The organism is uncultured Roseovarius sp. (genome assembly GCF_963972555.1).
In the GTDB taxonomy this organism is placed as follows: Bacteria; Pseudomonadota; Alphaproteobacteria; order Rhodobacterales; family Rhodobacteraceae; genus Roseovarius; species Roseovarius mucosus.
Genome location: NZ_CAXAUM010000009.1, coordinates 45,683 through 68,928 on the forward strand (window position 1 = coordinate 45,683; position 23,246 = coordinate 68,928).

Annotated in this window: 25 protein-coding genes; 10 read left to right on the forward strand and 15 right to left on the reverse strand. The window is 63.7% G+C overall.

The window, feature by feature from the left end; genetic code table 11:
- Window positions 1–100: 100 nt before the first annotated feature.
- The gene (locus AACZ65_RS10560; RefSeq protein ID WP_037271021.1) at window positions 101–973 is read left to right on the forward strand and encodes a LysR family transcriptional regulator; all 873 of its coding nucleotides are present in this window, start codon (window positions 101–103) and stop codon (window positions 971–973) included.
- Here the strand turns inward: AACZ65_RS10560 and AACZ65_RS10565 are convergent.
- A complete protein-coding gene (locus AACZ65_RS10565) occupies window positions 960–1,922 on the reverse strand; it encodes an NADPH:quinone oxidoreductase family protein (RefSeq protein ID WP_339670620.1) in 963 nt (320 codons plus the stop codon). The genes AACZ65_RS10560 and AACZ65_RS10565 overlap by 14 nt on opposite strands.
- 313 nt (window positions 1,923–2,235) lie before the next feature.
- On the opposite strand from AACZ65_RS10565, the gene AACZ65_RS10570 reads away from it, so the two are divergent.
- Together AACZ65_RS10570 and AACZ65_RS10575 are read left to right on the forward strand one after the other, a co-directional pair.
- Window positions 2,236–2,610: a helix-turn-helix transcriptional regulator gene (locus AACZ65_RS10570; protein ID WP_008282060.1), complete on the forward strand. Its 375-nt coding sequence runs from the start codon at window positions 2,236–2,238 to the stop codon at window positions 2,608–2,610.
- 56 nt (window positions 2,611–2,666) lie between these two features.
- Window positions 2,667–3,458, forward strand: coding sequence for an inositol monophosphatase family protein (locus tag AACZ65_RS10575; protein ID WP_339670625.1), 792 nt, complete (start codon window positions 2,667–2,669; stop codon window positions 3,456–3,458).
- A 73-nt stretch (window positions 3,459–3,531) separates the two neighbouring features.
- Here the strand turns inward: AACZ65_RS10575 and guaD are convergent, their stop codons facing one another.
- Window positions 3,532–4,815: a guanine deaminase gene (gene guaD / locus AACZ65_RS10580; RefSeq protein WP_339670627.1), complete on the reverse strand. Its 1,284-nt coding sequence runs from the start codon at window positions 4,813–4,815 to the stop codon at window positions 3,532–3,534.
- A 136-nt stretch (window positions 4,816–4,951) separates the two neighbouring features.
- Here guaD and mgtE point away from each other — a divergent pair, with 136 nt between their 5' ends.
- Together mgtE and AACZ65_RS10590 are read left to right on the forward strand one after the other, a co-directional pair.
- Window positions 4,952–6,343: a magnesium transporter gene (gene mgtE / locus AACZ65_RS10585; protein WP_339670629.1), complete on the forward strand. Its 1,392-nt coding sequence runs from the start codon at window positions 4,952–4,954 to the stop codon at window positions 6,341–6,343.
- Window positions 6,340–6,909, forward strand: a complete 570-nt coding sequence (locus AACZ65_RS10590; protein WP_339670631.1) for a 5-formyltetrahydrofolate cyclo-ligase — start codon at window positions 6,340–6,342, stop codon at window positions 6,907–6,909. The genes mgtE and AACZ65_RS10590 overlap by 4 nt, the downstream gene beginning before the upstream one ends.
- Here AACZ65_RS10590 and glp read toward each other — a convergent pair.
- The 5 genes from glp to AACZ65_RS10615 are packed head-to-tail and all read right to left on the reverse strand — an operon-like array spanning window position 6,906 to window position 10,963.
- On the reverse strand, window positions 6,906–8,078 hold the full coding sequence (glp, locus tag AACZ65_RS10595) for a gephyrin-like molybdotransferase Glp (RefSeq protein WP_339670633.1): 1,173 nt from the start codon (window positions 8,076–8,078) through the stop codon (window positions 6,906–6,908). The two genes, AACZ65_RS10590 and glp, sit on opposite strands and share 4 nt — an antisense overlap.
- Window positions 8,075–8,551 (reverse strand): cyclic pyranopterin monophosphate synthase MoaC, encoded by a 477-nt coding sequence (gene moaC, locus AACZ65_RS10600; RefSeq protein WP_339670635.1) that lies wholly within the window; start codon window positions 8,549–8,551, stop codon window positions 8,075–8,077. The genes glp and moaC overlap by 4 nt, the downstream gene beginning before the upstream one ends.
- On the reverse strand, window positions 8,551–9,366 hold the full coding sequence (gene trpC, locus AACZ65_RS10605) for an indole-3-glycerol phosphate synthase TrpC (protein ID WP_339670637.1): 816 nt from the start codon (window positions 9,364–9,366) through the stop codon (window positions 8,551–8,553). The genes moaC and trpC overlap by 1 nt, the downstream gene beginning before the upstream one ends.
- Window positions 9,363–10,385 (reverse strand): anthranilate phosphoribosyltransferase, encoded by a 1,023-nt coding sequence (gene trpD, locus AACZ65_RS10610; protein WP_339670639.1) that lies wholly within the window; start codon window positions 10,383–10,385, stop codon window positions 9,363–9,365. The genes trpC and trpD overlap by 4 nt, the downstream gene beginning before the upstream one ends.
- A complete protein-coding gene (locus tag AACZ65_RS10615) occupies window positions 10,382–10,963 on the reverse strand; it encodes an aminodeoxychorismate/anthranilate synthase component II (RefSeq protein WP_339670642.1) in 582 nt (193 codons plus the stop codon). Before AACZ65_RS10615 ends, trpD begins: the two co-directional genes overlap by 4 nt.
- A gap of 162 nt (window positions 10,964–11,125) precedes the next feature.
- Here AACZ65_RS10615 and AACZ65_RS10620 point away from each other — a divergent pair, with 162 nt between their 5' ends.
- Window positions 11,126–12,592 carry a divergent polysaccharide deacetylase family protein gene (locus AACZ65_RS10620; RefSeq protein ID WP_339670644.1) on the forward strand — a complete coding sequence of 489 codons (1,467 nt, stop codon included), beginning with the start codon at window positions 11,126–11,128 and terminating at the stop codon, window positions 12,590–12,592.
- A 120-nt stretch (window positions 12,593–12,712) separates the two neighbouring features.
- Entirely contained in the window at window positions 12,713–13,456 is a 744-nt protein-coding gene (locus AACZ65_RS10625) for a 1-(5-phosphoribosyl)-5-[(5-phosphoribosylamino)methylideneamino] imidazole-4-carboxamide isomerase (RefSeq protein ID WP_339670793.1), read from the forward strand.
- Window positions 13,457–13,466: 10 nt separating this feature from the next.
- On the opposite strand, the gene AACZ65_RS10630 is transcribed toward AACZ65_RS10625, so the two are convergent.
- The 8 genes from AACZ65_RS10630 to fabI all read right to left on the reverse strand — a co-directional run bounded on the left by AACZ65_RS10630 (window position 13,467) and on the right by fabI (window position 21,304).
- Window positions 13,467–14,009, reverse strand: coding sequence for a pseudouridine synthase (locus AACZ65_RS10630; RefSeq protein WP_297539614.1), 543 nt, complete (start codon window positions 14,007–14,009; stop codon window positions 13,467–13,469).
- A gap of 38 nt (window positions 14,010–14,047) precedes the next feature.
- Window positions 14,048–14,665, reverse strand: coding sequence for a sulfurtransferase (locus AACZ65_RS10635; RefSeq protein ID WP_339670647.1), 618 nt, complete (start codon window positions 14,663–14,665; stop codon window positions 14,048–14,050).
- A gap of 91 nt (window positions 14,666–14,756) precedes the next feature.
- Window positions 14,757–16,268, reverse strand: a complete 1,512-nt coding sequence (gene trpE / locus AACZ65_RS10640; RefSeq protein ID WP_339670650.1) for an anthranilate synthase component I — start codon at window positions 16,266–16,268, stop codon at window positions 14,757–14,759.
- A gap of 11 nt (window positions 16,269–16,279) precedes the next feature.
- A complete protein-coding gene (locus tag AACZ65_RS10645) occupies window positions 16,280–18,124 on the reverse strand; it encodes a peptidyl-prolyl cis-trans isomerase (RefSeq protein ID WP_339670652.1) in 1,845 nt (614 codons plus the stop codon).
- Window positions 18,125–18,171: 47 nt separating this feature from the next.
- Window positions 18,172–19,377, reverse strand: a complete 1,206-nt coding sequence (locus AACZ65_RS10650) for an aminotransferase (protein ID WP_339670654.1) — start codon at window positions 19,375–19,377, stop codon at window positions 18,172–18,174.
- Window position 19,378: 1 nt separating this feature from the next.
- Window positions 19,379–19,876 carry a xanthine phosphoribosyltransferase gene (gene gpt / locus AACZ65_RS10655; protein ID WP_037270818.1) on the reverse strand — a complete coding sequence of 166 codons (498 nt, stop codon included), beginning with the start codon at window positions 19,874–19,876 and terminating at the stop codon, window positions 19,379–19,381.
- Between the two features lie 4 nt (window positions 19,877–19,880).
- Window positions 19,881–20,486 carry a LysE family translocator gene (locus AACZ65_RS10660; RefSeq protein ID WP_339670657.1) on the reverse strand — a complete coding sequence of 202 codons (606 nt, stop codon included), beginning with the start codon at window positions 20,484–20,486 and terminating at the stop codon, window positions 19,881–19,883.
- Between the two features lie 11 nt (window positions 20,487–20,497).
- Window positions 20,498–21,304, reverse strand: coding sequence for an enoyl-ACP reductase FabI (gene fabI, locus AACZ65_RS10665; protein WP_339670659.1), 807 nt, complete (start codon window positions 21,302–21,304; stop codon window positions 20,498–20,500).
- Window positions 21,305–21,470: 166 nt separating this feature from the next.
- Here fabI and pdxH point away from each other — a divergent pair, with 166 nt between their 5' ends.
- The 3 genes from pdxH to AACZ65_RS10680 all read left to right on the forward strand — a co-directional run bounded on the left by pdxH (window position 21,471) and on the right by AACZ65_RS10680 (window position 23,192).
- The gene (pdxH, locus tag AACZ65_RS10670; RefSeq protein WP_037270826.1) at window positions 21,471–22,073 is read left to right on the forward strand and encodes a pyridoxamine 5'-phosphate oxidase; all 603 of its coding nucleotides are present in this window, start codon (window positions 21,471–21,473) and stop codon (window positions 22,071–22,073) included.
- 121 nt (window positions 22,074–22,194) lie between these two features.
- The gene (locus AACZ65_RS10675) at window positions 22,195–22,728 is read left to right on the forward strand and encodes a cold shock domain-containing protein (RefSeq protein ID WP_339670662.1); all 534 of its coding nucleotides are present in this window, start codon (window positions 22,195–22,197) and stop codon (window positions 22,726–22,728) included.
- Complete coding sequence (locus tag AACZ65_RS10680) at window positions 22,728–23,192, forward strand: DUF192 domain-containing protein (protein WP_037270831.1); 465 nt, start codon at window positions 22,728–22,730, stop codon at window positions 23,190–23,192. The genes AACZ65_RS10675 and AACZ65_RS10680 overlap by 1 nt, the downstream gene beginning before the upstream one ends.
- The last annotated feature ends 54 nt before the right edge of the window (window positions 23,193–23,246 follow it).

Below are 23,246 nucleotides of genomic sequence, written 5' to 3' on the forward strand. Positions count from 1 at the left end.
ATGTGGCGAAGGGTTCGCATTTCGGATGTTGATCTTTTGCCTCGTTTCGTTCAATTTTAAAAATGAATGTTTGGCCGATTCATCATCAAGGATTGTGATAATGCGAAATCTTGACATCACCACGCTGCGGTCGTTGGTGGCGGTCGCCGATCATGGTGGGGTGACCCGGGCCGCGACGGCGTTGAACCTGACGCAATCTGCGGTCTCGATGCAGATCAAGCGGTTAGAGGAAATGCTGGATCTGACACTGCTGGAGCGGGCGAACCGGCGAGTATCGCTGACCGCACCAGGCGAACAATTGGTGGGCTATGCCCGCCGCATGCTCGATCTGAACGACGAGGTTGTGGGGCGCTTGACGGAAGAGACCTTTGAAGGGGAATTGGCGCTCGGCGTGCCGCATGACATCGTTTACCCGGTGGTACCGCGCGTGCTCAAGCAGTTCAACGCCGCCTATCCGCGGGTCAAGGTCAACCTGCGCTCATCAAGCACGATGCGGCTGCGCGAGGCCATGGCGCGGGGTGAGGTGGATGTGATCCTGACCACAGAGGAAGGCGTGGGCGAGGGGGGCGAAACCCTGACGCAGATGAACTTGCGTTGGACCGGCGCGCAGGGGGGCGTATCGTGGAAACGTCGCCCGCTGCGATTGGCCTTTTGTCGTCAGTGCATTTTCCGGCCCATCGTGCTGCGCAAGCTGGATGCGGCTGGGGTGGATTGGGAACTGGCGGTTGATTCCGAGGATGACCGCGCGGTCGAGGCGCTGGTGAGCGCCGATCTGGCAGTGGGCGCGCTGCTCGAGAGCAGTATTCCTCCCCATCTGGAGGCGATCACGCCTGGTGGGGCGCTGCCCGATCTGGGGGTTCAGAAGATCAACCTCTATGGCAACGCCGGCCGCGACGAAGTGCGCGCGGCGTTGATGCGAATGATGCGGCAAGGGTTTGGTGCGTTGACGCCGCCGGTCCCTATTCCAGCGTGACCACGACCTTGCCGGTGGATTTGCGTGACCGCAGCAAATCGAGCGCCTCGGCGGCCTGTTCAAGCGGCAGCAGGTGCGAGACATGCGGGCGCAGGCGACCGGCCGCATACCAGTCAAAGAGGGTGGCCATGCTCAGTGTGAGAACCTCGGGGCGGAATTTGAGGTAGCCGCCCCAATAGAGGCCCATCACGCTGATATTCTTGACCAGCAGGTGATTGGCGGGGATTTGCGGCACGTCGCCGGATGCAAAGCCGATCGCCAGAATGCGTGCCTCGGGGTTGCAGGCGCGCATGGCGGCGGTGAACTGATCACCACCAACCGGATCATAGACCACATCGACCCCGCCCAAGGCGCGGCAGGTGTCGCGAATATCCTGGGTTGCGGCGTCGATCAGGTGGTCGGCCCCGGCCTGCTTTGCGACGTCGAGTTTATCCGCACCGCGGGCGCAGGCGATGACGCGTGCGCCCATCTGTTTGCCGATTTCCACGGCGGTGAGGCCCACGCCCCCGGCGGCCCCCAGAACAAGCAGGGTTTCCCCCGGCAGCAACCGCGCCTTGTGATCCAGTGCCACATGGCTGGTGCCGTAGGCGACTTGAAAGGCTGCTGCCTCGGCAAAGCTCATGGCATCGGGCAGGGGCACCGCGCGGGCGGCGGGAAAACAGCCATAGTCTGCGAGCCCACCCTGACCGCCAAAGACCGCAACGCGGGTGCCGGGGGCGGGGCCATCCGTATCGGGGCCAAGCGCCTCGACCGTGCCCGCAACCTCCATGCCAAGGGTAAAGGGCGGCTCGGGCGTGTCCTGATAGGCGCCCTTGATCATCAGGAGATCGGCAAAATTGAGCCCGCAGGCCGCGATGCGCAGACTGATTTCGCCCGGTCCGGGGGCCGGGCGGGGCAGGTCGGTCAGGATGGGCTCGTCATCCTTGGCGGGCAGGTGGTAGGCGCGCATTGTGGACCCTTGTGATTCTACCGTTGCGGGATAATGCTGAAGCGGTGGTTAGACGAATTCGATTCGTCCTGTCAAACTGGCAACAGGCAAGCGGAAAAAGTAGGAGATTACCCTATCCAAAAGGATAGGTGCCCGCATAGATTGTGTTTCATTGGTATAGGTCACGCAAACGGATAGCGATATTTCTTGAATTTTAACACCATCTTGGTAGGGTCCGGCACGCGCTGCTGGGATGCGTGGCGCCGGGTCCGGAACAGATGTTTCGGTAAATCGAATTACGGTAAGTCTCAGAGTAGGTAAGAAGGAACATTATATGCCGCACCCCGTTGATGTGCACGTCGGCAAACGTATTCGGCACCGTCGCTGGCTGGTGGGAATGACCCAGCAGCAACTCGCAGAGAGTGTCGGGATCAAATTTCAACAGATTCAGAAGTATGAAACAGGTGCGAACCGCGTAAGCGCGTCGCGGCTTTGGGATATTGCCGAATCTCTGGACGTCGAGATCAGCTTTTTCTTTGAAGGTCTGGATCAGGAGGGCGGTGTGGAGCGCGAAAAGAGCGATCCGGCACGGGCCGATCTGATGGGCGACAAGGAAGCGCTGGATCTGGTGCGTTCGTATTACGCCATTCCCGAGAACCAACGTCGGCGTTTGTTCGACCTTGCGCGGGTTTTGAGCGAGGTGGCTTGAGCCGGACCGGCCCAGGGTCTATCCCTCTGCGCAAGCGGTAGGAAAGGCGGGCCGGAATGGACAAGACAGATATAGTCAAGACAGCCCATGCGGTGGCCGATGCCGCGCGTGAGGCTGTTTTGCCGTTTTTTCGCATGGCTGGGCTGACGGCGGATAACAAGCTGCCCGATGGGCGGTTCGATCCGGTGACGGAAGGCGACCGCGCTGCGGAACGCGCCATGCGCGCGGCTCTGGCGCAGTTGCGCCCGCAGGATGGCATCCTTGGTGAAGAATATGGCGCGGTTGCAGGCACCAGCGGCCTGACATGGGTGCTGGATCCGATTGACGGCACGCGGGCGTTCATGTCTGGTGCGCCGACATGGGGTGTCTTGATCGCCGTCGCCGATGAGACCGGCCCCCTCTATGGAATCATCGACCAGCCCTATATCGGCGAGCGGTTCGAAGGCGGTTGGGGTGCGGCGCGGATGACTGGGCCGATGGGCGCGCGGGATTTGCGGGTCATGGGCGCGCGGCCGCTGTCTGAGGCGATTGTCTTTACCACCTTTCCGGAATTGGGCAGCCCGGCCGAGGCGGCAGGCTTTGCCGAGGTGTCAGGGCACGCGAAGTTGACGCGCTATGGGCTTGATTGTTATGCCTATTCTCTTGTTGCGGCGGGGCATGTCGATCTTGTCATCGAGGCGGGGTTGGCGGCCTATGACATTCAGGCGCCGATTGCCGTGATCGAGGCGGCGGGCGGTATTGTCACGGATTGGCAGGGCGGTCCGGCGCATCAGGGTGGCCGTGCGATAGCCGCCGCCGGGCGCATGCAACACGAGGCCGCGCTGGAGATTCTGTCGAAAGTGGTGTGACGGCGGCTTTTGTCGATACGCGCCCCAATCACCTTGTGCGACCGGGTGTTGGCGCTGCTTTCTCGTTGCCTGCTCACACCGCCTTGCCCGCCACCCAAACCCCTACAATGGCGCGGTCGTCGCCCATCATGATCGTGGGAAACAGCGCCTCCCAGATATCCGTCGCGCGGGCGCTGCGTTGGGCGATGGCGCGGGTCGAGGCGAGATCGAGCGCGACAAGATCGGCCTCCATTCCCGGTGCGATATTGCCGATCCGCGCGCCCATGTGCAGCGCCTCTGCCGAGCCTGCGGTGGCAAGCCACAGCAACTGGGCGGGATGCAGCGCCGTGCCGGTCAATTGCCCGATCTCATAGGCGGCGGCCATCGTGCGCAGCATGGAAAAGGACGATCCCCCGCCGGTGTCGGTGGCGAGGCCCACGCGCTGCCCTTCGGCCATGCGGGCGGCGAGATTGAAACAACCGGACCCTATGAAGGTGTTGGAGGTGGGGCAATGGATGAGCGCCGCGCCCACCTCGCGCAGGCGGTCGCGCTCGCGTGCATCAAGGTAAATGGCGTGACCGTAGAGGCCGCGCGCGCCCAAGAGGCCGTGGGATTCGTATGTGTCGAGATAATCGCGCGCCGCAGGATAGAGGGATTTGACCCACGCCACCTCGTCCACCTGCTCTGACAGGTGGGTTTGCATCAGGCAATCGGGGTATTCAGACCAGAGCGCGCCCAAGGCGGCGAGTTGATCGGGTGTCGAGGTAGGTGAAAACCGGGGTGTGATGGCATAAGAAAGCCGGTCGACCCCGTGCCAGCGGGTGAGCAGCGCCTTGCTGTCGTCATAGGCGGATTGCGCGGTGTCGCGCAGCCCATCGGGCGCGTTGCGGTCCATGCAGGTCTTGCCCGCGACCGCGCGCAGGCCCCGCGCCTGGGCCGCTTCGAAGAACGCGGTGACGCTGGCGGGATGGATGGTGGCGTAGCTTGCGCAGGTGGTGGTGCCATGGGCAAGCATGAGATCGAGATAGCGGGTAGCGATTTCTGCGGCATAGGCGGGATCGGCAAAGCGCATTTCCTCGGGGAATGTATAGGTGTTGAGCCACTCGATCAGGCGTTTACCCCAACTGGCGATGATCGCGGTCTGGGGGTAATGGACATGGGCATCGACGAAACCGGCGGTTATCAGATGCGTTCCCATATCGGTCACGGTCGCCTGGGGGGCCTGCGCGCGTAGATCCTGCGCGGTGCCGAGAGCGGTGATGCGGCCATTTTCGATCAAGAGCGCCTCGTGCAGACGCGCCGCCCCCTGCGGATCGTCCGCGAAGGGCGAGCGGTCGAAGGCGAGAATCTGGCCGATGAGCAGGGTGATCGCTGACATATGCCCCCCATGGGCTAAGGATTGCGCAGGGAGCAGGATAAGGGGCCACAGGACCGGGGTAAATTGGTCCATTGCGATTGTTTTCCGTAAACCGGTTCTTTAATCCTGCCCGCAACAGGGATTGCAGGGGGGCACCATGGCAGAACAAGAAGACGATCTGACCCCCGAGGTGGAAGAGCTTGAGGATGACACGCCGCTCACGCGGTCGCTGATCGCGCGGATCATGTATGCGGTGGAGACGCAGGACCGCGAAATGCTTTGGGCCGAGATGGAGCCGCTGCACGCGGCCGACATCGCCGACCTGCTGGAGCAGAGCAATGCCTATGACCGACGGCGGCTGATCGCGCTCTATGGGCAAGAGTTCGACGGCGATATCCTGTCGGAACTGGACGAATCGATCCGTGAGGAGGTGATCGGCCTCTTGACGCCGCAGGTGCTGGCCGATGCCGTCCGCGAGCTGGACTCCGACGACGTGGTCGATCTGGTCGAGGATCTGGAGGATCAGCAGCAAGAGGCGATCCTGAGTGTCCTCGAGGACAGCGACCGTGCCGCAGTCGAGCAATCGCTGACCTATCCGGAATATTCCGCAGGCCGCCTGATGCAGCGCGAAGTGGTGATGGCCCCCGAGCATTGGAGCGTCGGCGATGCCATTGATTTCATGCGCAATGCTAAAGAATTGCCGGAACAGTTCTATCATATCGTGCTGGTCGATCCCCGGCTGCATCCGGTGGGCAATGTCACGCTGGGCCGGATCATGGCCGCGCGCCGCGATACGCCGCTCATGGATATTGTGGAGGAGACATTCCACACCATTCCGGTCACGCGCTATGACGGCGATGTGGCCTATATGTTCAACCAGTATCACCTGATTTCAGCCCCCGTCGTGGATGAGGATGGACGTCTGGTCGGGGTGATCACCATCGACGACGCGATGGCTGTGCTGGATGAAGAGCATGAAGAGGATATCATGCGTCTGGCTGGTGTGGGCGAGGGGGGGATCAACGATTCCGTGATCGAGACCTCCAAACAGCGGGTGCCATGGCTCGCGGTCAATCTTGGCACGGCGATCCTCGCCTCGTTGGTGATTGCGCAGTTTGAATTGGCGATTGCGCAACTGGTGGCGCTGGCGGTCTTGATGCCGATTGTCGCCTCGATGGGGGGCAATGCCGGCACGCAGAGCCTGACGGTGGCAGTGCGGGCGCTCGCGACCAAGGACCTGACTGGCGCGAATGTCTGGCGGGTGCTCAGGCGTGAAACGCTGGTGGGGCTGATCAACGGGTTGATTTTCGCGCTGGTGATGGGCGTGGTCGGGGTGGTCTGGTTCGGGGGGCCGGAGCTGGGTTATGTGATCGGTGCCGCGATGGTGATCAATCTGGTCGTTGCAGGATTGGCGGGCGCGGCCGTTCCCGTGATCATGGACCGGATGGGCGTCGATCCGGCGCTGGGATCGGGTACCTTTGTCACCACGGTGACGGATGTGGTGGGCTTTTTTGCGTTTCTGGGGCTAGCGACGGTGTTTTTGATATGAGCGATCTGAGTGAGGTGAAGGCAGCGGCGCGCAAGGCGGCCTTTGCGCGGCGGGCCGAGGCGCATCGTGGGCGCGGGCCGGGGGCGGCGGCGCTCTTGTCGGGGGTGCTGGCGGGCTATCGCGGCGTGCCACTGGCGGGCTATATGCCGATCCGGTCCGAGATTGATCCACTGCCCGCGATGGAAGAGGCGGCCGCGCATGGGCCGGTGGGCGTGCCGGTAATCCGGGGGGAGGGCCAGCCGCTCGATTTCTCGCGCTGGGGGCCGGGATGCACGCTGCGGGCAGGGCCGTTTGGCGCGATGGTGCCGGAGGTTGACGATTTTTTCGAGCCGGAGATCCTGATTGTGCCGCTGGTGGCCTTTGACCGGTGCGGCGGGCGGCTGGGCTATGGTGGCGGGTTTTACGACCGCACGCTGGAAATGTTGCGCGCGCGGCGCGGGACGATGGCGATTGGTTTTGCCTACGGCGCGCAGGAGGCGGCGGAATTGCCGCTTGAGTCGACCGATCAGCCGCTCGACATGGTGGTGACGGAGCTTGAGGTGATCAGTTTCGGAGGGCGCGGTTAAAGCGGGAGATAGTCCATCATCTCGCCCACCTCGCGCGCCGGATCATTGACCGGACGCACCATCAGCGCCTCGGCATTGGCGAGGATGCTGAGAAGCGAGCTGTCCTGCTTATCCTCGGGGTGGATCCCTTGCGGCGTGAGGGCCGCGCGCATGTAATGTTCGCGTGGTCCGTTGGGTGGCAGGGAAACGGCCAGCGGCGCGCGCAGGCGCGGCGCAGGGGCGGTGCCCAGACCCAGCATGGCGTTGATCATGGGCGCGATGAACACATGACCGCAGACCATGGCTGACACCGGATTTCCGGGCAGGCCGACCATGGCCGCACCGTTCATGCGCCCGGCCATCAGCGGTTTGCCGGGACGCATGGCGACCTTGTAGAAGGCGCGCTCCATACCCAGATCGCCCGCCACCCGACCGACGAGATCATGGTCGCCCACCGAGGCCCCACCGATGGTGACGATCAGATCGGCCCCGCGCGTCAGCGCAAAGCCGGCGGTGAGCGAGGCCACGGTATCGCGCGCGATGGGCAGAATGCGCGCCTCGGCACCCATGGCGTCAAAGAGCGCCTTGAGGCCAAAGGTGTTGGACGCGATGATCTGATCGGGGCCGGGGCTCTCTCCGGGCATGACCAATTCGTCGCCGGTGGACATGAGCGCCACCTGCGGTTTGCGGCGCACGGGCACGCGCGCCACGTTCATCGAGGCCAGGAGCGCTATGTCAGCGGGGCGCAGGCGGCGCGGGGCGGTGATGGTTTGACCCTCGCGAAAGTCACAGCCCAAAGGGCGGATATGATCCTTGCGGTCGAGATTTTGGCCCAGGGTGATGCGGTCGGCGTCGCGGGTCACATCCTCTTGGATGATGACGCGGGAGGCCCCGTGCGGAATGGGCGCGCCGGTGAAGATGCGCACCGCTTCGCCGGATGACACGGCACCGGGATAGGCATGGCCTGCCGCGGCCTCGCCGATCACGGTGAGGGTGGTGCCGGGGGACGCATCAGCGCCACAGACCGCGTAGCCATCCATGGCAGAGGCGGCGAAGGGCGGTTGATCGCGGCGGGCAGCCACGTCACGGGCAAGGATGCGCCCTGCGGCCTGCGCCAGCGGCACCTCTTCGTTGTCGAGCGGTCGCACGAGGGTGAAAAGATGCGCAAGGGCCGCGTCAACGGTGATCATGTCGCCTCATACCGCCCTGATTTTCCACCATCTTTCAGGAGAACCCGGATGCCGCCGATTTCCATTTCCTTATCGACGGCCTTGGTCATGTCATAGACCGTGAGGGCGGTAACAGAGGCGGCGGTCAGCGCCTCCATCTCGACCCCGGTCTGACCGGTGGTCTTGACCGTCGCGGCAATGCGGACGCCGGGCAGGTCAGGATCAAGGGTCAGGTCAACTGTGACCTTGGTGATCGCGAGCGGATGGCAGAGCGGGATCAGGTCTGGCGTGCGCTTGGCCGCCATGATCCCGGCAAGGCGGGCGACGGCCAGAACATCGCCCTTCTTTGCGCGACCGTCGGCAATGATTTCAAAGGTTTCACGGGCCATCTTGATGTGGCCCTCAGCGATGGCCACGCGCGCGGTCACGTCCTTGTCCGAGACATCGACCATATGGGCATGCCCCTGGCCATCGAAATGGCTGAGCCCGGACATCAGAATCCGCCCGGTGTGAGCGGGTTGGCGAGCAGACTGCGGGTGGCCTCGGTCACATCCTCGGCGCGCATCAGGGTTTCGCCGATGAGAAAGCTGCGCGCGCCGTAGCGGGCCATCTCGGCCAGATCCTCGGGCGTGGCAAGGCCGCTTTCGCAGACGATCATCCGTTCGGGGGGGACGAATTTGGACAGTTTCCGGGTGGTGTCGAGCGAGGTTTCAAAGGTGTTGAGATCACGGTTGTTGATGCCGATCATCCGCGATTTGAGGCGTCCGGCGCGGTCGAGTTCTTCTCGGTTGTGGACCTCGATCAGGACATCCATGCCCCAATGAAGGGCTGCCTCTTCCAGTTCGGTGGCCTGGGCGTCCGAAACGCTGGCCATGATGATCAGGATGCAATCGCCGCCCCAGGCGCGCGCCTCGGCCACCTGATAAGGGTCATACATGAAATCCTTGCGCAAAACCGGCAGGTCACAGGCGTTACGGGCCTGTCCGAGAAATTCGGGTGCGCCTTGAAAGCTGGGCGTGTCGGTCAGCACCGAGAGGCAAGTTGCGCCGCCTGCCTCGTAGGCCTGCGCGAGGGCTGCGGGATCGAAATCGGCACGGATCAGGCCCTTGGACGGGCTGGCCTTTTTTATCTCGGCAATGAGGCCATAGCCGGTCTTGGCGGCCTTGAGCAGGGCGTCGGAAAAGGGGCGCACGGGCGCTGCCTCATGCGCCAGCGATTCCATCTCGGCCATGGGATGTGCCGCCTTGGCGGCGGCGATTTCCTCGAGCTTGTAGGCTTTGATCTTGTCGAGAATGGTCGGGCTGGTCATACGGTCTCCGATGTCAGTTTCGCGAGGGCGGCGATTTTGGCGCGGGCCGCGCCGCTGTCGATGCTCTCGGCGGCCTTGGCCACGCCTTCGCGCAGGTCGCTGGCATGTCCGGCCACGGTCAGGGCCGCAGCGGCATTGAGCAGCACGGCATCGCGGTAGGCTCCGGGCGCCCCATCGAGCAGCGCGCGCAGGGCGGCGGCGTTATCCGCCGGGGTGCCGCCCAAGATGGCCTCGAATGGATGCACGGGCAAGCCGAAATCCTCGGGGTGCAATTCGGTCTCGTGGATGCTGCCGTCTTCTTCGAGGGCGGCGACCCAAGAGAGGCCGGTGATCGTCATCTCGTCGGTGCCGTCCGAGCCATGCACGAGCCAGGCGCGCTCCGAGCCCAATTGCCCCAGCGTTTCGGCCATGGGGCGGATGAGGTTGCGCGAGAACGCGCCGGTGAGTTGACGCTTTACACCGGCGGGGTTGGTGAGGGGGCCAAGGATGTTGAAAATGGTGCGCGTGCCCAGTTCGGTGCGCACGGGGCCGACATGGGCCATCGCCGGATGGTGCATGGGCGCCATCATGAAGGCGATGCCCACTTCGGCCAGCGCGCGCTCGACCACAGGCACGCCCACCATCACCTTGATCCCCATTTCCGTGAGCGCATCTGCTGCCCCGGATTTGGACGAGAGGTTGCGATTGCCATGTTTGGCCACCGGCACGCCTGCGCCTGCCACGACAAAGGCGGTGGCGGTCGAGATATTGAGCGTTCCCTTACCATCGCCGCCGGTGCCCACGATGTCCATCGCCCCCGCTGGCGCGCGCACCGCGTTGCATTTGGCGCGCATCACGGCGGCCGCGGCGGCGTATTCATCCACGGTTTCGCCGCGCGTGCGCAGCGCCATGAGAAAGCCGCCGGTCTGGGCAGGCGTCGCTTCGCCTTCGAACAGGATCTGAAAAGCGATTTCTGCCTCGGCGCGGGTCAGGGAGCGATCAGCGGCGGCCCCGATCAGCGGTTTCAGCCGATCGCTCATGCCGGGACCTGCATCATGTCGAGGAAATTCTGGAGCAGGGCGTGGCCATGCTGCGAGGCGATGGATTCGGGGTGAAACTGCACGCCCTGAATGGGCAGGTCGCGGTGTTGCAGGCCCATGATGGTACCATCGGCCAGCTCTGCCGTGATTTCGAGGCAGTCGGGCAGGCTGGAGCGCTCTACCACCAGCGAGTGATAGCGCGTCGCCTCAAAGGGCGAGGGCAGACCGGCAAAGACGCCTTTGCCTTCATGGTGGATCTGGCCCATCTTGCCGTGCACGATTTCCGAGTGGCGGATGACGCGACCACCAAAGGCCTGACCGATGGTCTGATGCCCAAGGCAGACGCCCAAAAGCGGAATACGCGCCTCGGCGGCGGCGAGGGTCAGCGGCAGGCAGATGCCTGCCTGATCCGGGTCGCAGGGGCCGGGCGAGAGCAGGATACCATCGGGGCGCATCGCCATCGCCTCTTGTACGTTGAGCGCATCGTTGCGCACGACGCGGGTTTGCGCACCCAATTCGCCAACATAATGGACGAGATTATAGGTGAAACTGTCATAGTTATCGATCAGAAGCAGCATTCGCGCCTGTCCTCATGCAAAGGGGGCTGGAGGCCAAGGGGCCGGTCGCGGTATACTTGTTCAGGCTTGCGCGGCACCGTCAAGGGGCGCTAGGCCGGATAACAGGCAAAACAGGCAGATCAGGGGGCAAAGGCAGTGGCACGCGGAGTATTGGCAGGCATGATGACGGGAACGCTGGTCTCGGGGCTGGCGTTGGGTACACTGTCTGTGCTGAGCGGCGCACCGGGCGAGGCCCCGCCCGAGGCGGTCAGCCTTGAAGTTCCGGCGGGATCGGGGTTCGATCTGCGGCGCGAGGATGCGGAGGCGGATCTGCCCGAAACACAGCCCGCGCCCGAGGCGACGGGGGTGTCGCAGGTGTCACCGCCCACGCCGGATGACAGTGCGGGGATCGGTGCGGTCGAGACTGCGCCAGCGGCAGCCCCCGAGACGGGCGACGTGGCGGCCTTGGCCGAGGCCCCCGAGGTGGCAGTTGAGGGGGCTGGTGTGACGGTCGAGAGCGATGATCCGGTGTTGCCCAGTCCGCAGGGAACGCCGCCGGTGGTGCCGTCGAGCGAGGGGGCCGTGGCGATTTCGACTGATCCGGCGCAGCCACCCGCACCTGAGGCAGCTGAGGAGAGCGCGGGGCTGAGCGCGCCAGATGAGGAAACGGAGGGGACAGAGGCCGGGTCGATCTTTCCGCAGGAAGAGCCGGCACCGGTGCTGATCCCTGACGCCTCTGGCGCAGAGGGAGAGGGGGTGAAGGATATGTCGCCCGAAGCCGAGGCGCAGGCCGAGGCGGCACCCTTGCCCGAGATTGACGCAGAGACCGAGAGCGCAGCCAAGACCTTGCCTGCGTTGGGCACAATCGGCAACCGGGCCGAGGGGGTGACAACCAACCGTTTACCCAGTGTCGGCGCACCCACGCCGGATACGCCAGAGACTACGGTGGAGAGTGTTGCAGAGCCTGAGACGGTGAAAGGCGCGCTCGCGCGCAATCGGGTGGCGTTCGACAATTCCGAGGGCAAGCCGCTGATGGCGATCATCCTGATGGATGACGGGCAGAGCCCGATCGGGATAGAGGCGCTCCAGAGCTTTCCCTATCCGCTGAGTTTCGCGGTCGATGTGACCTGGCCTGGTGCGGCGGCGGCGGCGGAACGCTATCATGCGGCCGGGTTCGAGGTCTTGGCGATGGCCGATCTGCCAGAGGGCGCGCGGCCCGAGGATGCCGAGGTGGCGATGCAGGCGTGGTTTGCGCAGGTGCCGCAGGCAGTGGCGGTGCTGGAGGGCACGGGCACTGGCCTGCAATCGAGTCGCGAGGCCACGGCGCAACTCGCCCCGATCCTGAAAGAAAGCGGGCATGGGTTGGTGATGCATCCGAGCGGGCTCAACACCGCGCAAAAGCTGATTGCGCGCGAGGGCGTGCCCTCGGCCAGCCTGTTTCGGGATTTCGACGGGCAGGGGCAGAATGCCGCCGCGATCCGCCGCTTTCTGGATCAGGCCGCGATGCGGGCCGATCAGCAAGAGGACGGCGTGATCATGCTGGGCCGTTTGCGGGCAGATACGATCAGCGCGCTTCTGCTGTGGGGTTTGGCGGACCGGGCGGCAAGCGTGGCGCTGGCACCGATCTCGGCGGTGTTGGAGGCGGAATAGCCCCCGAGGGCCGGTATCCGACTCAGGCCGCGAAAGGGCCTCATGATGCCGCACCGGGGACAGCCGGGATTGCGGATTGCCCCCAATTTGCGCCCACACGCATAGCAAAAGGGCATGGCGATGATCCTCTATCCCACCTTGGAAATTCTTGACGGCAAATGTGTCACCCTGACTCGTGGACGGCTGGAGGAACCGGTGCGTTGGCATGTGGACCCGGTCGAGACTGCGCGCGGGTTTGTGGCGGCGGGTGCCGAGTGGATGCACCTGACGGATATGAACGGGCTGCGCGGTGCGGGCGACAATGATGATCTCATCGAGCAGATCATCCGTGCCGTGGGTATTCCGGTGCAGCTTGGGGGCGGGTCCCGCACGCGCGAGGCGGTGGAGCGCTGGATCGACAAGGGCGCAGGGCGGATCGTGCTGGGCACAATGGCCGTGCAGAACCCTGATGCGGTCAAGGCCTTGGCCAAGTATCACCCGGATCAGATCGTTGTGGCCGTCGACATATATCAAGGGCAGTTGATGACCGATGGTTGGCGCACGGCGTCGGCCTTTGGCCCGGCCGAGTTCATCGCAGCCTTTGACGGTGTGCCGCTGGCGGGATTGTTGATCACCGATATTGACGCCGATATCGAGGATAGCGATGGCAGTTTGGGGCTGATTTCCGGGCTGGCGGCAGGCACGCGGCATGCCGTCATTGCGCGCGGCACGGTTCGCACGGTCGATGATGTGGCGCGGCTGCGCTATATTCCGAATATCGCCGGCACAATGATCGGACGCGCGCTGATGTCCAAGGATGTCGATCTGGGCGAGGCTCTGGCGGTTGCGCGGGCGGTGCCCGAGGCGAAGGCGGAGTTTCTCTGAGTGCGACGTCTCAGCCCCGCCATTGACCGGGGCTGAGGCCATCCAGCGTCCACTCTCCGATGCGCCAGCGGATCAGGCGTAGCGTGGGGTGGCCGATATGGGCGGTCATACGGCGCACTTGGCGGTTGCGCCCCTCCGAGATGGTCAGCTTCAGCCAGCAATCGGGCACGGATTTGCGAAAGCGGACGGGCGGTGTGCGCGGCCAGAGGATTGGAGGCGCCGCCCGTTCCACGCGCGCGGGGCGCGTTGGGCCGTCGTTGAGCGTGACACCGGCACGCAGGGCGGCGAGGGCCGCGTCATCGGGCAGGCCCTCGACCTGGGCGTAGTAGGTTTTTTCCATTTTGAAACGCGGGTTTGCGATGCGCGCTTGAAGTTGGCCGTCATCCGTCAGCAGCAGCAGCCCCTCGCTGTCACGATCCAGCCGACCGGCGGGATAGACGCGCGGCACGTCGATGAAATCCGAGAGCGTGGCGCGGGGGCTGCCTGCGCTTCCACGGTCGGTGAATTGCGACAGCACGTCATAGGGCTTGTTGAAGAGGATGAGGCGGGCCATGTGCCTGTCTTGCCCGAGGGCACAGCCTGCCGCAAGTCTCAGTTATAGCCGGGGCGCAGACCCGCGCGCACCTTGTAGGTCCAGGGCAGACCAGCATTGCGCCAGCCGTTGACGACGCGCGCGCCTGCGTCGTTCGTGTCGCCTTCGAACCCGTCCACAACATTGTAGAGCGTCACATCCACCCCGGCCTCTACCAGCCGGGAGATTGCCGCCGCGCTGCGTGAACCGGAGCGGCACATCACCAGCAGGGTATCCACGCCTGCGGCGGCATCGCTGGCGAGCCAGGCCTTCATCTCGTCTACGAATGCGGGATTATCGACCATTTTATACATGCCCTTCTTGGCGTCGAAGGAGAGGGCAGGGTCCATCAGTTTCGAGGGGATATTGGCGGCGGCGGCGGTGGCATAGCCGATCAGGTTCACCTCGGACGGGGTACGCACGTCGATGAGCGCAACATTGGGGTTGTCGGCCAGCACGCGGCCGGCATCGGCGGCGGTGATATAGAGACCGGGGGTGGTCTGTTTGCTCTTGCTGAGCGTTTCGGCGGCCACGGGCTCTTGCAGGGGCAGGGCCTCGCTGGCGGCGCTGGCGAGTGGGGTTAAAGCCAAGGCCAGAGCCAAGAGGGCCGGGGTGGCGAATCGGGTCATGCGGATCATGGGCTTCCCTCCATTATATTCCTTAATTGGAATATGATGTGGTAGACCTACGCCCGCAAGAGCGCGCGCGCTTTGACCTGAGTCAAATGGCTCAGCCGTTGGCGTCACCACCAAAGCGCGCGGCATCGGCCGCTGCACGGCGGATGGCGTTCGATTTATGGACGGTTTCCATATATTCCGCCTCGGGGTCGCTGTCATAGACCACGCCGCCGCCGGCCTGAATATAGAGGTTCTCCTCCTTGACCACGGCTGTGCGCAGGGCGATGCAGACATCCATGTCGCCGCCCGAACTGAAATAGCCGACACCGCCGCCATAGACGCCGCGCTTCTCGGGCTCCAACTCGTCGATGATCTCCATCGCGCGGACCTTGGGTGCGCCGGACACGGTGCCTGCGGGCAGACCGGCCAAAAGGGCGCTGAGCGCATCCTGATCCTCGGCCAAGTCCCCAACCACGTTCGAGACGATGTGCATGACGTGGCTGTAGCGCTCGATGATGAATTTTTCGGTCGGATGCACTGTGCCGATCTTGCAGACGCGGCCCGCGTCGTTGCGGCCCAGATCGAGCAACATGAGATGCTCGGCCAGTTCCTTTTTGTCGGCCAGAAGATCTGCCTCGAGCGCGCGATCCTCTTCGGGAGTGGCACCACGGGGCCGGGTGCCTGCGATGGGACGGATCGTCACCTCTTGGCCAAAGACGCGCACGAGGATTTCGGGGCTGGCCCCGATCACCTGAAAGCCGCCGAAGTTGAAATAGAACATGAAGGGCGACGGGTTGGTGCGCCGCAAGCTGCGATAGAGCGAGAAGGGCGGCTGGCGAAAGGTCTGCGTCCAGCGCTGGCTGGGCACGACCTGAAAGATGTCGCCTGCGCGGATGTAGTCCTTGGCCTTTTCCACGGCGGCCTTGTAGCCTTCGCGGGTAAAATTCGACACCGGGGCCGCGTCTTCGCGGGCTTCGCCAAGTGCGCGGCTGGATTGCGGCAAGGCGCGTTCGAGATCGCGGACCGCGTCCATCACCCGTTCGGCGGCCTGTGCATAGGCCGCACGCGCCGATTGTCCGCTGCTGACCCAAGCGGGGGCCACCACCATCACCTCACCCTTTACGCCATCCAGAACGGCCACGACAGAAGGGCGCAGCATCACGGCATCGGGCAGGCCAAGCGGATCGGGGTTCACATCTGGCAGGTGTTCGACCAACCGGATCATGTCATAGCCCAGATAACCAAAGAGACCGGCACTGGCAGCAGGCATGCCTTCGGGCAGGGCGATGCGGCTCTCGGCGATGAGGGCGCGCAGGTTGGCCAAGGGATCGCCTTGCTGATCCTCAAAGGCGTCGTGATCGAAACGGGCCTGACGGTTGATTCGGCTGGTGGTGCCGTGGCACTGCCAGATCACATCGGGTTTCATGCCGATGATGGAATAGCGCCCGCGCAATTCGCCGCCCGTCACGGATTCGAGCAGGAAGGCATCACGCGCCGCCCCAGTCAGCTTGAGCATCAGCGATACGGGCGTGTCGAGATCGGCCGCAAGCCGCGCATGCACCACCTGATTTTCCCCCGCCTCATAGGCGCGGGCGAAATCCTCGAACGACGGGGTCAGTTCCAATTGCGCGGTCCTCAGTTGAAATTGGCATGCACGGCGTTGAGGGCCGCTTGATCCAGCTCTACGCCCGCGCGGGCGCGGATGTCATTGGCCAGCACCTGAAAGAGATCCTGCCCGAGATCGGCGGCGACCTGATCCTGAAGGGCGCTGCGCAGGCGGGCGAGATCCTCGTCCTCGTCTGCGGGAAGGGGCGGTTCGATACTGTCGAGGCGCAGCACGAAGAGCCGGCCTTCGCCCTCGATCACGCGGACCTCGCCCTCGGTCATGGCAAACACAGTGTCGATGAATTCGGCGGGTGCGTCGGGGCGGTAGTCGCGGCGGGTCATGTCGGTCACTTCGGTTGCGGTCAGCCCAAGATCGGCAAAGCTCGCGCCTGCCCGCAATTCGGCAAGCTGCGGTTCCAGTTGGGCGCGCAGCGCGGCCACCGTGGCCTCAGCCCGCCAGCCGGCCAGCACCGCGTCGCGCACGTCTTCGAGCGGTTGGATGCGCGGCTCCTGGATGCCGTCGAGGCGCAGGGCGAAAATGCCACCATCGGCGAGCTGCGCAACCTCGGGGTAGTCGCCTTCGGCCACGGATTCGGCGGCGGTGCGGAAGCTGTCATAGCCCGCCATGCCTTCGGTCAGACCAGAGTGCCAATCGATGCTCCCGAGTTCGAGATCGGTTTCCTTGGCCACATCTTCGAGCGTGGCCCCTCCGGCGAGGAGGTCATCCACCGTGTCGATCTGAGCCTCGATCACGCGGCGGGCGCGGTCAGTGGCAAGCTCTTCGCGCAGCCGCGGTTCCGCCTCTTCAAAACTCGTGACCTGAGCGGCGAGCACGGCGTTGACGCGAAAGAGCGCGGGGCCAAGATTGGTGTCGATCGGGCCGACCACATCGCCGGCCTCGGCGGAGAACACCGCATCACCGGCTGCGCCCAGTTCCTCGCGGGTGACATCGCCCATGTCGATATCTGCCATGTCGAGCCCCCGTTCGGAGACCAGCATTTCAAGGGCGATGCCCTCGTCTATCCGGGTACGGGCGCGGGCGGCGGCCTCGGTATCGGCAAAGGCCAGGCGTTCCACCAGTCGGCGTTCGGGCATGTTGAATTCCGCCTCGCGCTCGGCATAGGCCTCGCGCAGCGCGGCCTCGTCCACTTCGACGCTGTCGAGGATCATCGCGGGCGTGACCCAGGCATAGGTAATGGTCTTGGTTTCGGGCGTGGTGAAATCGGGCAGATGGCTCTGGTGATAGGTCTTGAGGTCATCCTCTGACGGGACCGGCAGGCCGGTTTGCAGCGCGTTGCGGTCGAGCACGGCAAAGGCAAGGCTGCGCCGCTCGGCCAGATAGGTCATCATCGTGTCCATATAGGTGCTGGGCGTCTGCAATCCTGCCAAGGCGGCGGCCTGCACCAGCGTGCTGGCTGTTTCGGCGCGGATGTTTTCCTCGAACTGGGATTCGTTCAGCCCTGCCTGATCGAGGGCAAAGCGATACGCCTCGCGATCAAAGCTTCCGTCGAGACCCTGAAACGCGGGGATGTCGAGGATCTGCTCGCGCAGGTTCTCGTCGCCGACCGAGAGGCCAAGGCGATTGGCCTCATGTTCCAGCGCAGCGCGCGCCACCAGACGTCCCAGCACATCGGTATCGACCCCGGCGGCGCGGGCCTCGGCAAAGGTCATGGAAGAGCCGCGTTCGGCCTCGAGCGCGCGGATTTCGTTTTGCAGGGCGCGGGCGTAGGTGGTCACGTCAATCTCGGCGGTGCCGACATGGCCGATGCTGCGCACATTGCCCGAGAGGTTGGTTGCGCCGAACCCGGCAAGGCCGACGATCAAGAGGCCCATGAGAACCCACATCGCGCCCTTGTAGATACCTTTGCCCGCCATGATGGCCCCCTCACTGTTGGTGGCTTGCGCCCGTGTTGGGCGACTGTCTACGCGCTGTGACCGCCCGCGACAAGGGGCCAGCGGAGGGCTGCGAGCCGGTCAAAGAGCGTGTCGATCCCCGCGCGATCGAGATTGGCGAAGGCCACGCGCAATTCGCGCGCGCCCTGTGCGTCATCGGCGGGCCGGAACATGGTGCCGGGGAGCAGAAGAACGCCCGCCTCGGGCACCAGCGCCTGTGCCAATTGGGCCGAGTCCATGGCGAAAGGATGTGCCATATAGGCAAAATAGGCACCGCAGCCCAAGAGGCGCCAGCCTTGGCTTGCAAGTTTCGGCATGTTGTCGTGGATCGCCGCGCGCCGGTCGAGGATTTCGGCGCGTTCACCGGCCAGCCATTGCCCAAGGTTGCGCATCCCCCAGAGGGCCGCGATCTGGCCCAGTTGGTTGGGGCAGATGGTGACGGTGTCGAGGAATTTCTCGACCTCGGCCAGACGGGTCGGAGAGGCCACCATCGCGCCGACGCGATGCCCGGTCAGCCGGTAGGCCTTGGAAAAGGAATAAAGCTGGATGAGTGTCTCGGCCCAGTCGGGATCGTGAAAGAGATCATGGCCCGCGCCGGGGCGGGCATCGAAATCGCGGTAGGTTTCATCGACGATGAGGGCGATGCCGCGCTCTTGCGCCAGCGCGTAAAAGGCGCGGGTGAGGTCGGCGGGATATTCCACGCCGCCCGGATTGTTGGGGGTGACGAGCACGATGGCGCGGGTGCGCGGCGTGATGAGCGCCGCTGCGTGATCCGGATCGGGCAAGAGTTCGGCCCCCGCAGGCAGCGGAACTGCGCGCACGCCTGCCATGTCGAGCCACATTTTATGATTGAAATACCAAGGGGTTGGAAGGATAACTTCATCCCCTTCGCCGCAGAGCGTGGTGATCGCCGCGCAAAAGGCCTGATTGCAGCCCGAGGTGATGGCGACCTGAGCGGGTGCGACGGTGCCGCCATAGCTGGCAGACCACTGCGCCGCCACTTCGGCGCGCAGGTCGGGCAGGCCCAGCACGGGGCCATAAAGATGCGCCTGCGGCTCATTGAGCGCCGCCTCGGCCACCGCGCGGCGCAGCGCCTCGGGGGGCGGGGCGACGGGGGCGGCCTGGCTCACGTTGATAAGCGGGCGGTGGGGCGGGAATGTCACCCCATCGAGCCAACGCCGCGCCTCCATCACGGGGGGCGAAAAGGTGCAGGCAGTGCGGGGCAGGTTGGTCATGTCAGGCGCCCCGATAGGGTTCGACATATTGCAGGGCCATATCCCAGGGGAAGAAAATCCAGGTGTCCTGGCTGACTTCGGTCACGAAGGTGTTGACCTGCGCGCGGCCCATCGGCTTGGCGTAAACGGTGGCGACATGGGCACGCGGCAGGTGCTGGCGCACCACCTCGAGGGTGCGACCCGTGTCCACGAGATCATCCACGATGAGCACGCCCGCGCCGTCACCCATGATGGACATATCGGGGGATTTGATCACCACGGGGGCGGTCTGGGTCTGGTGGTTGTAGGATTTCACGCTGATCGTATCGACGGTGCGGATGTCCAACTCGCGCGCCACGATCATCGCCGGGGCCATGCCGCCGCGCGTGATCGCCACGACCGCGCGCCAGCCGCCTTCGGGAGCTTCGCCCTGAAGCCGCCACGCAAGCGCGCGGGCGTCGCGGTGAAGTTGATCCCAGCTTACGTGAAAGCCTTTTTCATGGGGGAGGCGGTCCATCATGGTGTTACCTGCTCAAGAGAAGTTTCAGCCCGAGCGCGCCCAGCAAGAGGGCCGCCACGCGGTCGATGATCGGTTTCGCGCCAAGATAGGCGCGGCGGGCGGCGGCCCCGCTCAGCAGGGTGGCAAAGCCTGCGTAAAAGAGCCACTCCACCAGCATGTGATTGGCGGTGATGAGCGCGATTTCCGCGGCGGTGAGGCCCTTGGGAAAGATCACAACCAGCACAGAGGCGGCAAAAAGCACCGATTTGGGATTGCCGAGGTTGATCAGCACCCCGTCAAGAAAGGCGCGGCCGCGTGGTTTGCGCGGACCTTCGGTCACGGGCTGTCGCGCGGTGCGCCAAGTGGTCCACGCGATATAGAGGAGATAGGCCGCTCCTGCGATTTTGAGCGCGAGATATGCCCATGGAAAGAGGGTAAAGAGTGCCTCGAGACCAAGAAGCGCCGCGAGGGTCCAGAGGGCCGCGACAAGACCAAGGCCCATGCCCGCCGCAATGCCTGCAGCGCGGCCATCGGCCAGTGCGGTGCGCAGGGCAAAGAGCAGGGCCGGGCCGGGGCTGAGGATGGCGGCGGCCAGAACCGCGTTGAAGGTCAGAAGATCGAGCGCGGTCATGGGCTGTCCTTTCAGGTGGCGTCGATGTCGGGGGCGTCGACGGCCTTCATGCCGACGATATGGTAGCCCGCATCGACATGCAGCGTCTCGCCGGTCACGCCAGAGCCCAGATCACTGAGCAGGTAAAGTGCGGAACGGCCCACGTCGTCGATGGTCACGTTGCGGCGCAGCGGCGAGTTCAACTCGTTCCATTTCAGGATATAGCGGAAATCGCCGATGCCGGAGGCGGCCAGTGTCTTGATCGGACCGGCGCTGATAGCGTTGACGCGGATGCCGTCCTTGCCCAGATCCTCGGCCATGTATTTCACGGAGGCCTCAAGCGCGGCCTTGGCTACGCCCATGACGTTGTAATGCGGCATCACCTGTTCGGCACCGTAATAGGTGAGGGTCAGGGCCGATCCGCCCTCGCCCATCATCTTTTCTGCGCGCTGCATCACGGCGGTAAAGGAATAGACCGAGATGTCCATGGTCATCAGAAAATTGTCGCGGCTGGTGTCGACGTAACGCCCGCGCAATTCGTTCTTGTCGGAAAAGCCGATGGCGTGCACCACGAAATCGAGGCTGTCCCAATGGGTGGCGAGATCGACAAAGAGTTGGTCGACCGAGGCCATATTGCCCACGTCGCAGGGCAGAACGATGGTCGAACCCAGTTCTGCCGCCAGCGGATCGACCCGCTTTTTCAGCGCATCGCCCTGATAGCTGAAGGCCAGTTCCGCGCCGGCATCGGCGCAGGCGCGGGCAATACCCCAGGCGATTGATTTGTCATTGGCGAGCCCCATGATAAGCCCGCGTTTTCCCGCCATCAGATTGTTCGACATTCCCAGCCCCCGACCATCAGATTTTTCTGACCTTTAGGCGATTGGGGGGATTGCATCAAGGGCTGGTCATTTTCCAGGGCAGGGTGTCAAATGCCGTTCAGAACACTAGTTTGACACATATGGTAACATAAGAGCGAATTCTCGCAGGCAGCATCAAGGGAAGTTCATGGAACGCGACGGACTATTTGCAGGGGATGACCCGTTCGAGATTGCACGCGGCTGGCTGGCCGAGGCTGAGAAATCAGAGATGAACGATCCCAATGCCGTCGCGCTGTCGACGGTGGATGCCGATGGGTTGCCGAATGTGCGGATGGTGCTGCTCAAGGAGATTTCCGAAGACGGCTTCATCTTTTACACCAATTACAACAGCGCCAAGGGGCGCGAACTGACCGCCAATCCCAAGGCGGCGATGGTGCTGCATTGGAAATCCTTGCGCCGTCAGGTGCGTATTCGTGGTATGGTGAGTCGGGAAGAGGGCGCGCGCGCGGATGCCTATTATGCCTCGCGCTCGCTCAAGAGCCGTCTTGGGGCCTGGGCATCGGAGCAATCGCAGCCGCTCGACAGCCGGACGACCTTGATGGCGAAGGTGGCCAAGATCACGGCGCAGAAAGGTCCGAATCCGCCGCGGCCACCATTTTGGGGTGGTTTCAAGATCGCTCCGGTGGAAATCGAATTCTGGGCTGACGGAGCGTTTCGGTTGCACGACCGCTTTGTGTGGCGGCGAAAAGGCATAGGGGAAAACTGGGAAATTCAACGCCTGAACCCATGAATTTCACGTTGCGTGAAATGCAAGGCATTGAAAGTAATTGATATTAACCGCTTGCAAGCGGGGGCGAATATGACGCAAGTGTTACACAGTCTTGGGGATGAAGGCTGTTAGGTAGGACAAAGTGACGATACAGGATGACGATATTCGCAGATTGAAAGGGCGTGTTAAGTGGTTTGACCCTGTAAAAGGGTTTGGGTTTGTGATCGCCGATGAAGGTGGCCCAGATATTTTGCTACATGCCAATGTTCTGCGGAACTTTGGCCAAAGTTCGGTTGCGGATCGCGCCGGAGTTGAATTGGACGTGCAGCAAACCGAACGCGGTCGGCAGGCCGTGGCGGTGCATGCCATCAGCCCGCCGGATGATCTTGAACACACAGGGCTTGCCGATCTCGACGAGATTGATCCCGAGATCATTCGCAACGCGCCGCTGCAACCCGCCCGCGTCAAATGGTTCGACAAGGGCAAGGGATTTGGCTTTGCCAATACCTTTGGTCGCGACGAAGACGTATTCGTGCATATCGAGGTTTTGCGCCGCTCCGGTCTTGCGGATGTTCAGCCCGGCGAGGCGCTGGCAATCCGCGTGATTGATGGTAAAAGGGGGCGAATGGCAACCGAGGTGTGTGGATGGGAAACGGCGGTAAAAGTGTCCGAGTGATGGCGGCCGTCGTGCTTGCCGGTCTGGCAAGCACGGCAGCGGCGGAGAGTTGCCGCGAAGACGTGGTGATGCTGCGCAGCGATGCCGGCACCGCGCGTTTCCGCGTCGAGGTGGCCGATGACAAGGCCGAGCGCGCCCAAGGCCTCATGAATCGCGAGACGATGTCGATGAGCGCGGGCATGCTCTTTGTCTATCCCGAACCGCAGCCGGTTGGGTTTTGGATGAAGAACACGCTGATTCCGCTCGACATGATTTTCATGGACGAGACAGGCACCGTGAAGAAGGTACATCACGAGGCGCAGCCGCTGGACGAGTCGCCGATTTTTGGCGGTCAGGACATTTTGGCGGTGCTGGAGATCAATGGTGGTCTGGCGCGTAAAATCGGAATTCGCGAAGGTTGGACCATGCGGCATGCCGCGATTGACCAGACCAAGGCGGCCTGGCCCTGCGCCGAGAGCCAATAAAGCGTCACGAGGCCGGTTTTTGGCTTTTCAAGCTCGGTAATCACCAGTATGGAG

Bases quoted from the DNA above. Each gene is read 5' to 3' on its own strand.
- AACZ65_RS10635 (WP_339670647.1), bottom strand. From the start codon at position 14,665: ATGATCCGCATGACCCGATTCGCCACCCCGGCCCTCTTGGCTCTGGCC.
- AACZ65_RS10560 (WP_037271021.1), top strand. From the start codon at position 101: ATGCGAAATCTTGACATCACCACGCTGCGGTCGTTGGTGGCGGTCGCC.
- moaC (WP_339670635.1), bottom strand. From the start codon at position 8,551: ATGTCCGGGCTCAGCCATTTCGATGGCCAGGGGCATGCCCATATGGTC.
- fabI (WP_339670659.1), bottom strand. From the start codon at position 21,304: ATGTCGAACAATCTGATGGCGGGAAAACGCGGGCTTATCATGGGGCTC.
- trpD (WP_339670639.1), bottom strand. From the start codon at position 10,385: ATGAGCGATCGGCTGAAACCGCTGATCGGGGCCGCCGCTGATCGCTCC.
- AACZ65_RS10590 (WP_339670631.1), top strand. From the start codon at position 6,340: ATGAGCGATCTGAGTGAGGTGAAGGCAGCGGCGCGCAAGGCGGCCTTT.
- mgtE (WP_339670629.1), top strand. From the start codon at position 4,952: ATGGCAGAACAAGAAGACGATCTGACCCCCGAGGTGGAAGAGCTTGAG.
- gpt (WP_037270818.1), bottom strand. From the start codon at position 19,876: ATGATGGACCGCCTCCCCCATGAAAAAGGCTTTCACGTAAGCTGGGAT.
- AACZ65_RS10575 (WP_339670625.1), top strand. From the start codon at position 2,667: ATGGACAAGACAGATATAGTCAAGACAGCCCATGCGGTGGCCGATGCC.
- guaD (WP_339670627.1), bottom strand. From the start codon at position 4,815: ATGTCAGCGATCACCCTGCTCATCGGCCAGATTCTCGCCTTCGACCGC.
- AACZ65_RS10630 (WP_297539614.1), bottom strand. From the start codon at position 14,009: ATGGCCCGCCTCATCCTCTTCAACAAGCCCTATGACGTGCTGTCGCAA.
- pdxH (WP_037270826.1), top strand. From the start codon at position 21,471: ATGGAACGCGACGGACTATTTGCAGGGGATGACCCGTTCGAGATTGCA.
- AACZ65_RS10620 (WP_339670644.1), top strand. From the start codon at position 11,126: ATGACGGGAACGCTGGTCTCGGGGCTGGCGTTGGGTACACTGTCTGTG.
- AACZ65_RS10645 (WP_339670652.1), bottom strand. From the start codon at position 18,124: ATGGCGGGCAAAGGTATCTACAAGGGCGCGATGTGGGTTCTCATGGGC.
- AACZ65_RS10570 (WP_008282060.1), top strand. From the start codon at position 2,236: ATGCCGCACCCCGTTGATGTGCACGTCGGCAAACGTATTCGGCACCGT.
- AACZ65_RS10565 (WP_339670620.1), bottom strand. From the start codon at position 1,922: ATGCGCGCCTACCACCTGCCCGCCAAGGATGACGAGCCCATCCTGACC.
- glp (WP_339670633.1), bottom strand. From the start codon at position 8,078: ATGATCACCGTTGACGCGGCCCTTGCGCATCTTTTCACCCTCGTGCGA.
- trpC (WP_339670637.1), bottom strand. From the start codon at position 9,366: ATGACCAGCCCGACCATTCTCGACAAGATCAAAGCCTACAAGCTCGAG.
- AACZ65_RS10680 (WP_037270831.1), top strand. From the start codon at position 22,728: ATGGCGGCCGTCGTGCTTGCCGGTCTGGCAAGCACGGCAGCGGCGGAG.
- AACZ65_RS10650 (WP_339670654.1), bottom strand. From the start codon at position 19,377: ATGACCAACCTGCCCCGCACTGCCTGCACCTTTTCGCCCCCCGTGATG.
- AACZ65_RS10615 (WP_339670642.1), bottom strand. From the start codon at position 10,963: ATGCTGCTTCTGATCGATAACTATGACAGTTTCACCTATAATCTCGTC.
- AACZ65_RS10625 (WP_339670793.1), top strand. From the start codon at position 12,713: ATGATCCTCTATCCCACCTTGGAAATTCTTGACGGCAAATGTGTCACC.
- AACZ65_RS10660 (WP_339670657.1), bottom strand. From the start codon at position 20,486: ATGACCGCGCTCGATCTTCTGACCTTCAACGCGGTTCTGGCCGCCGCC.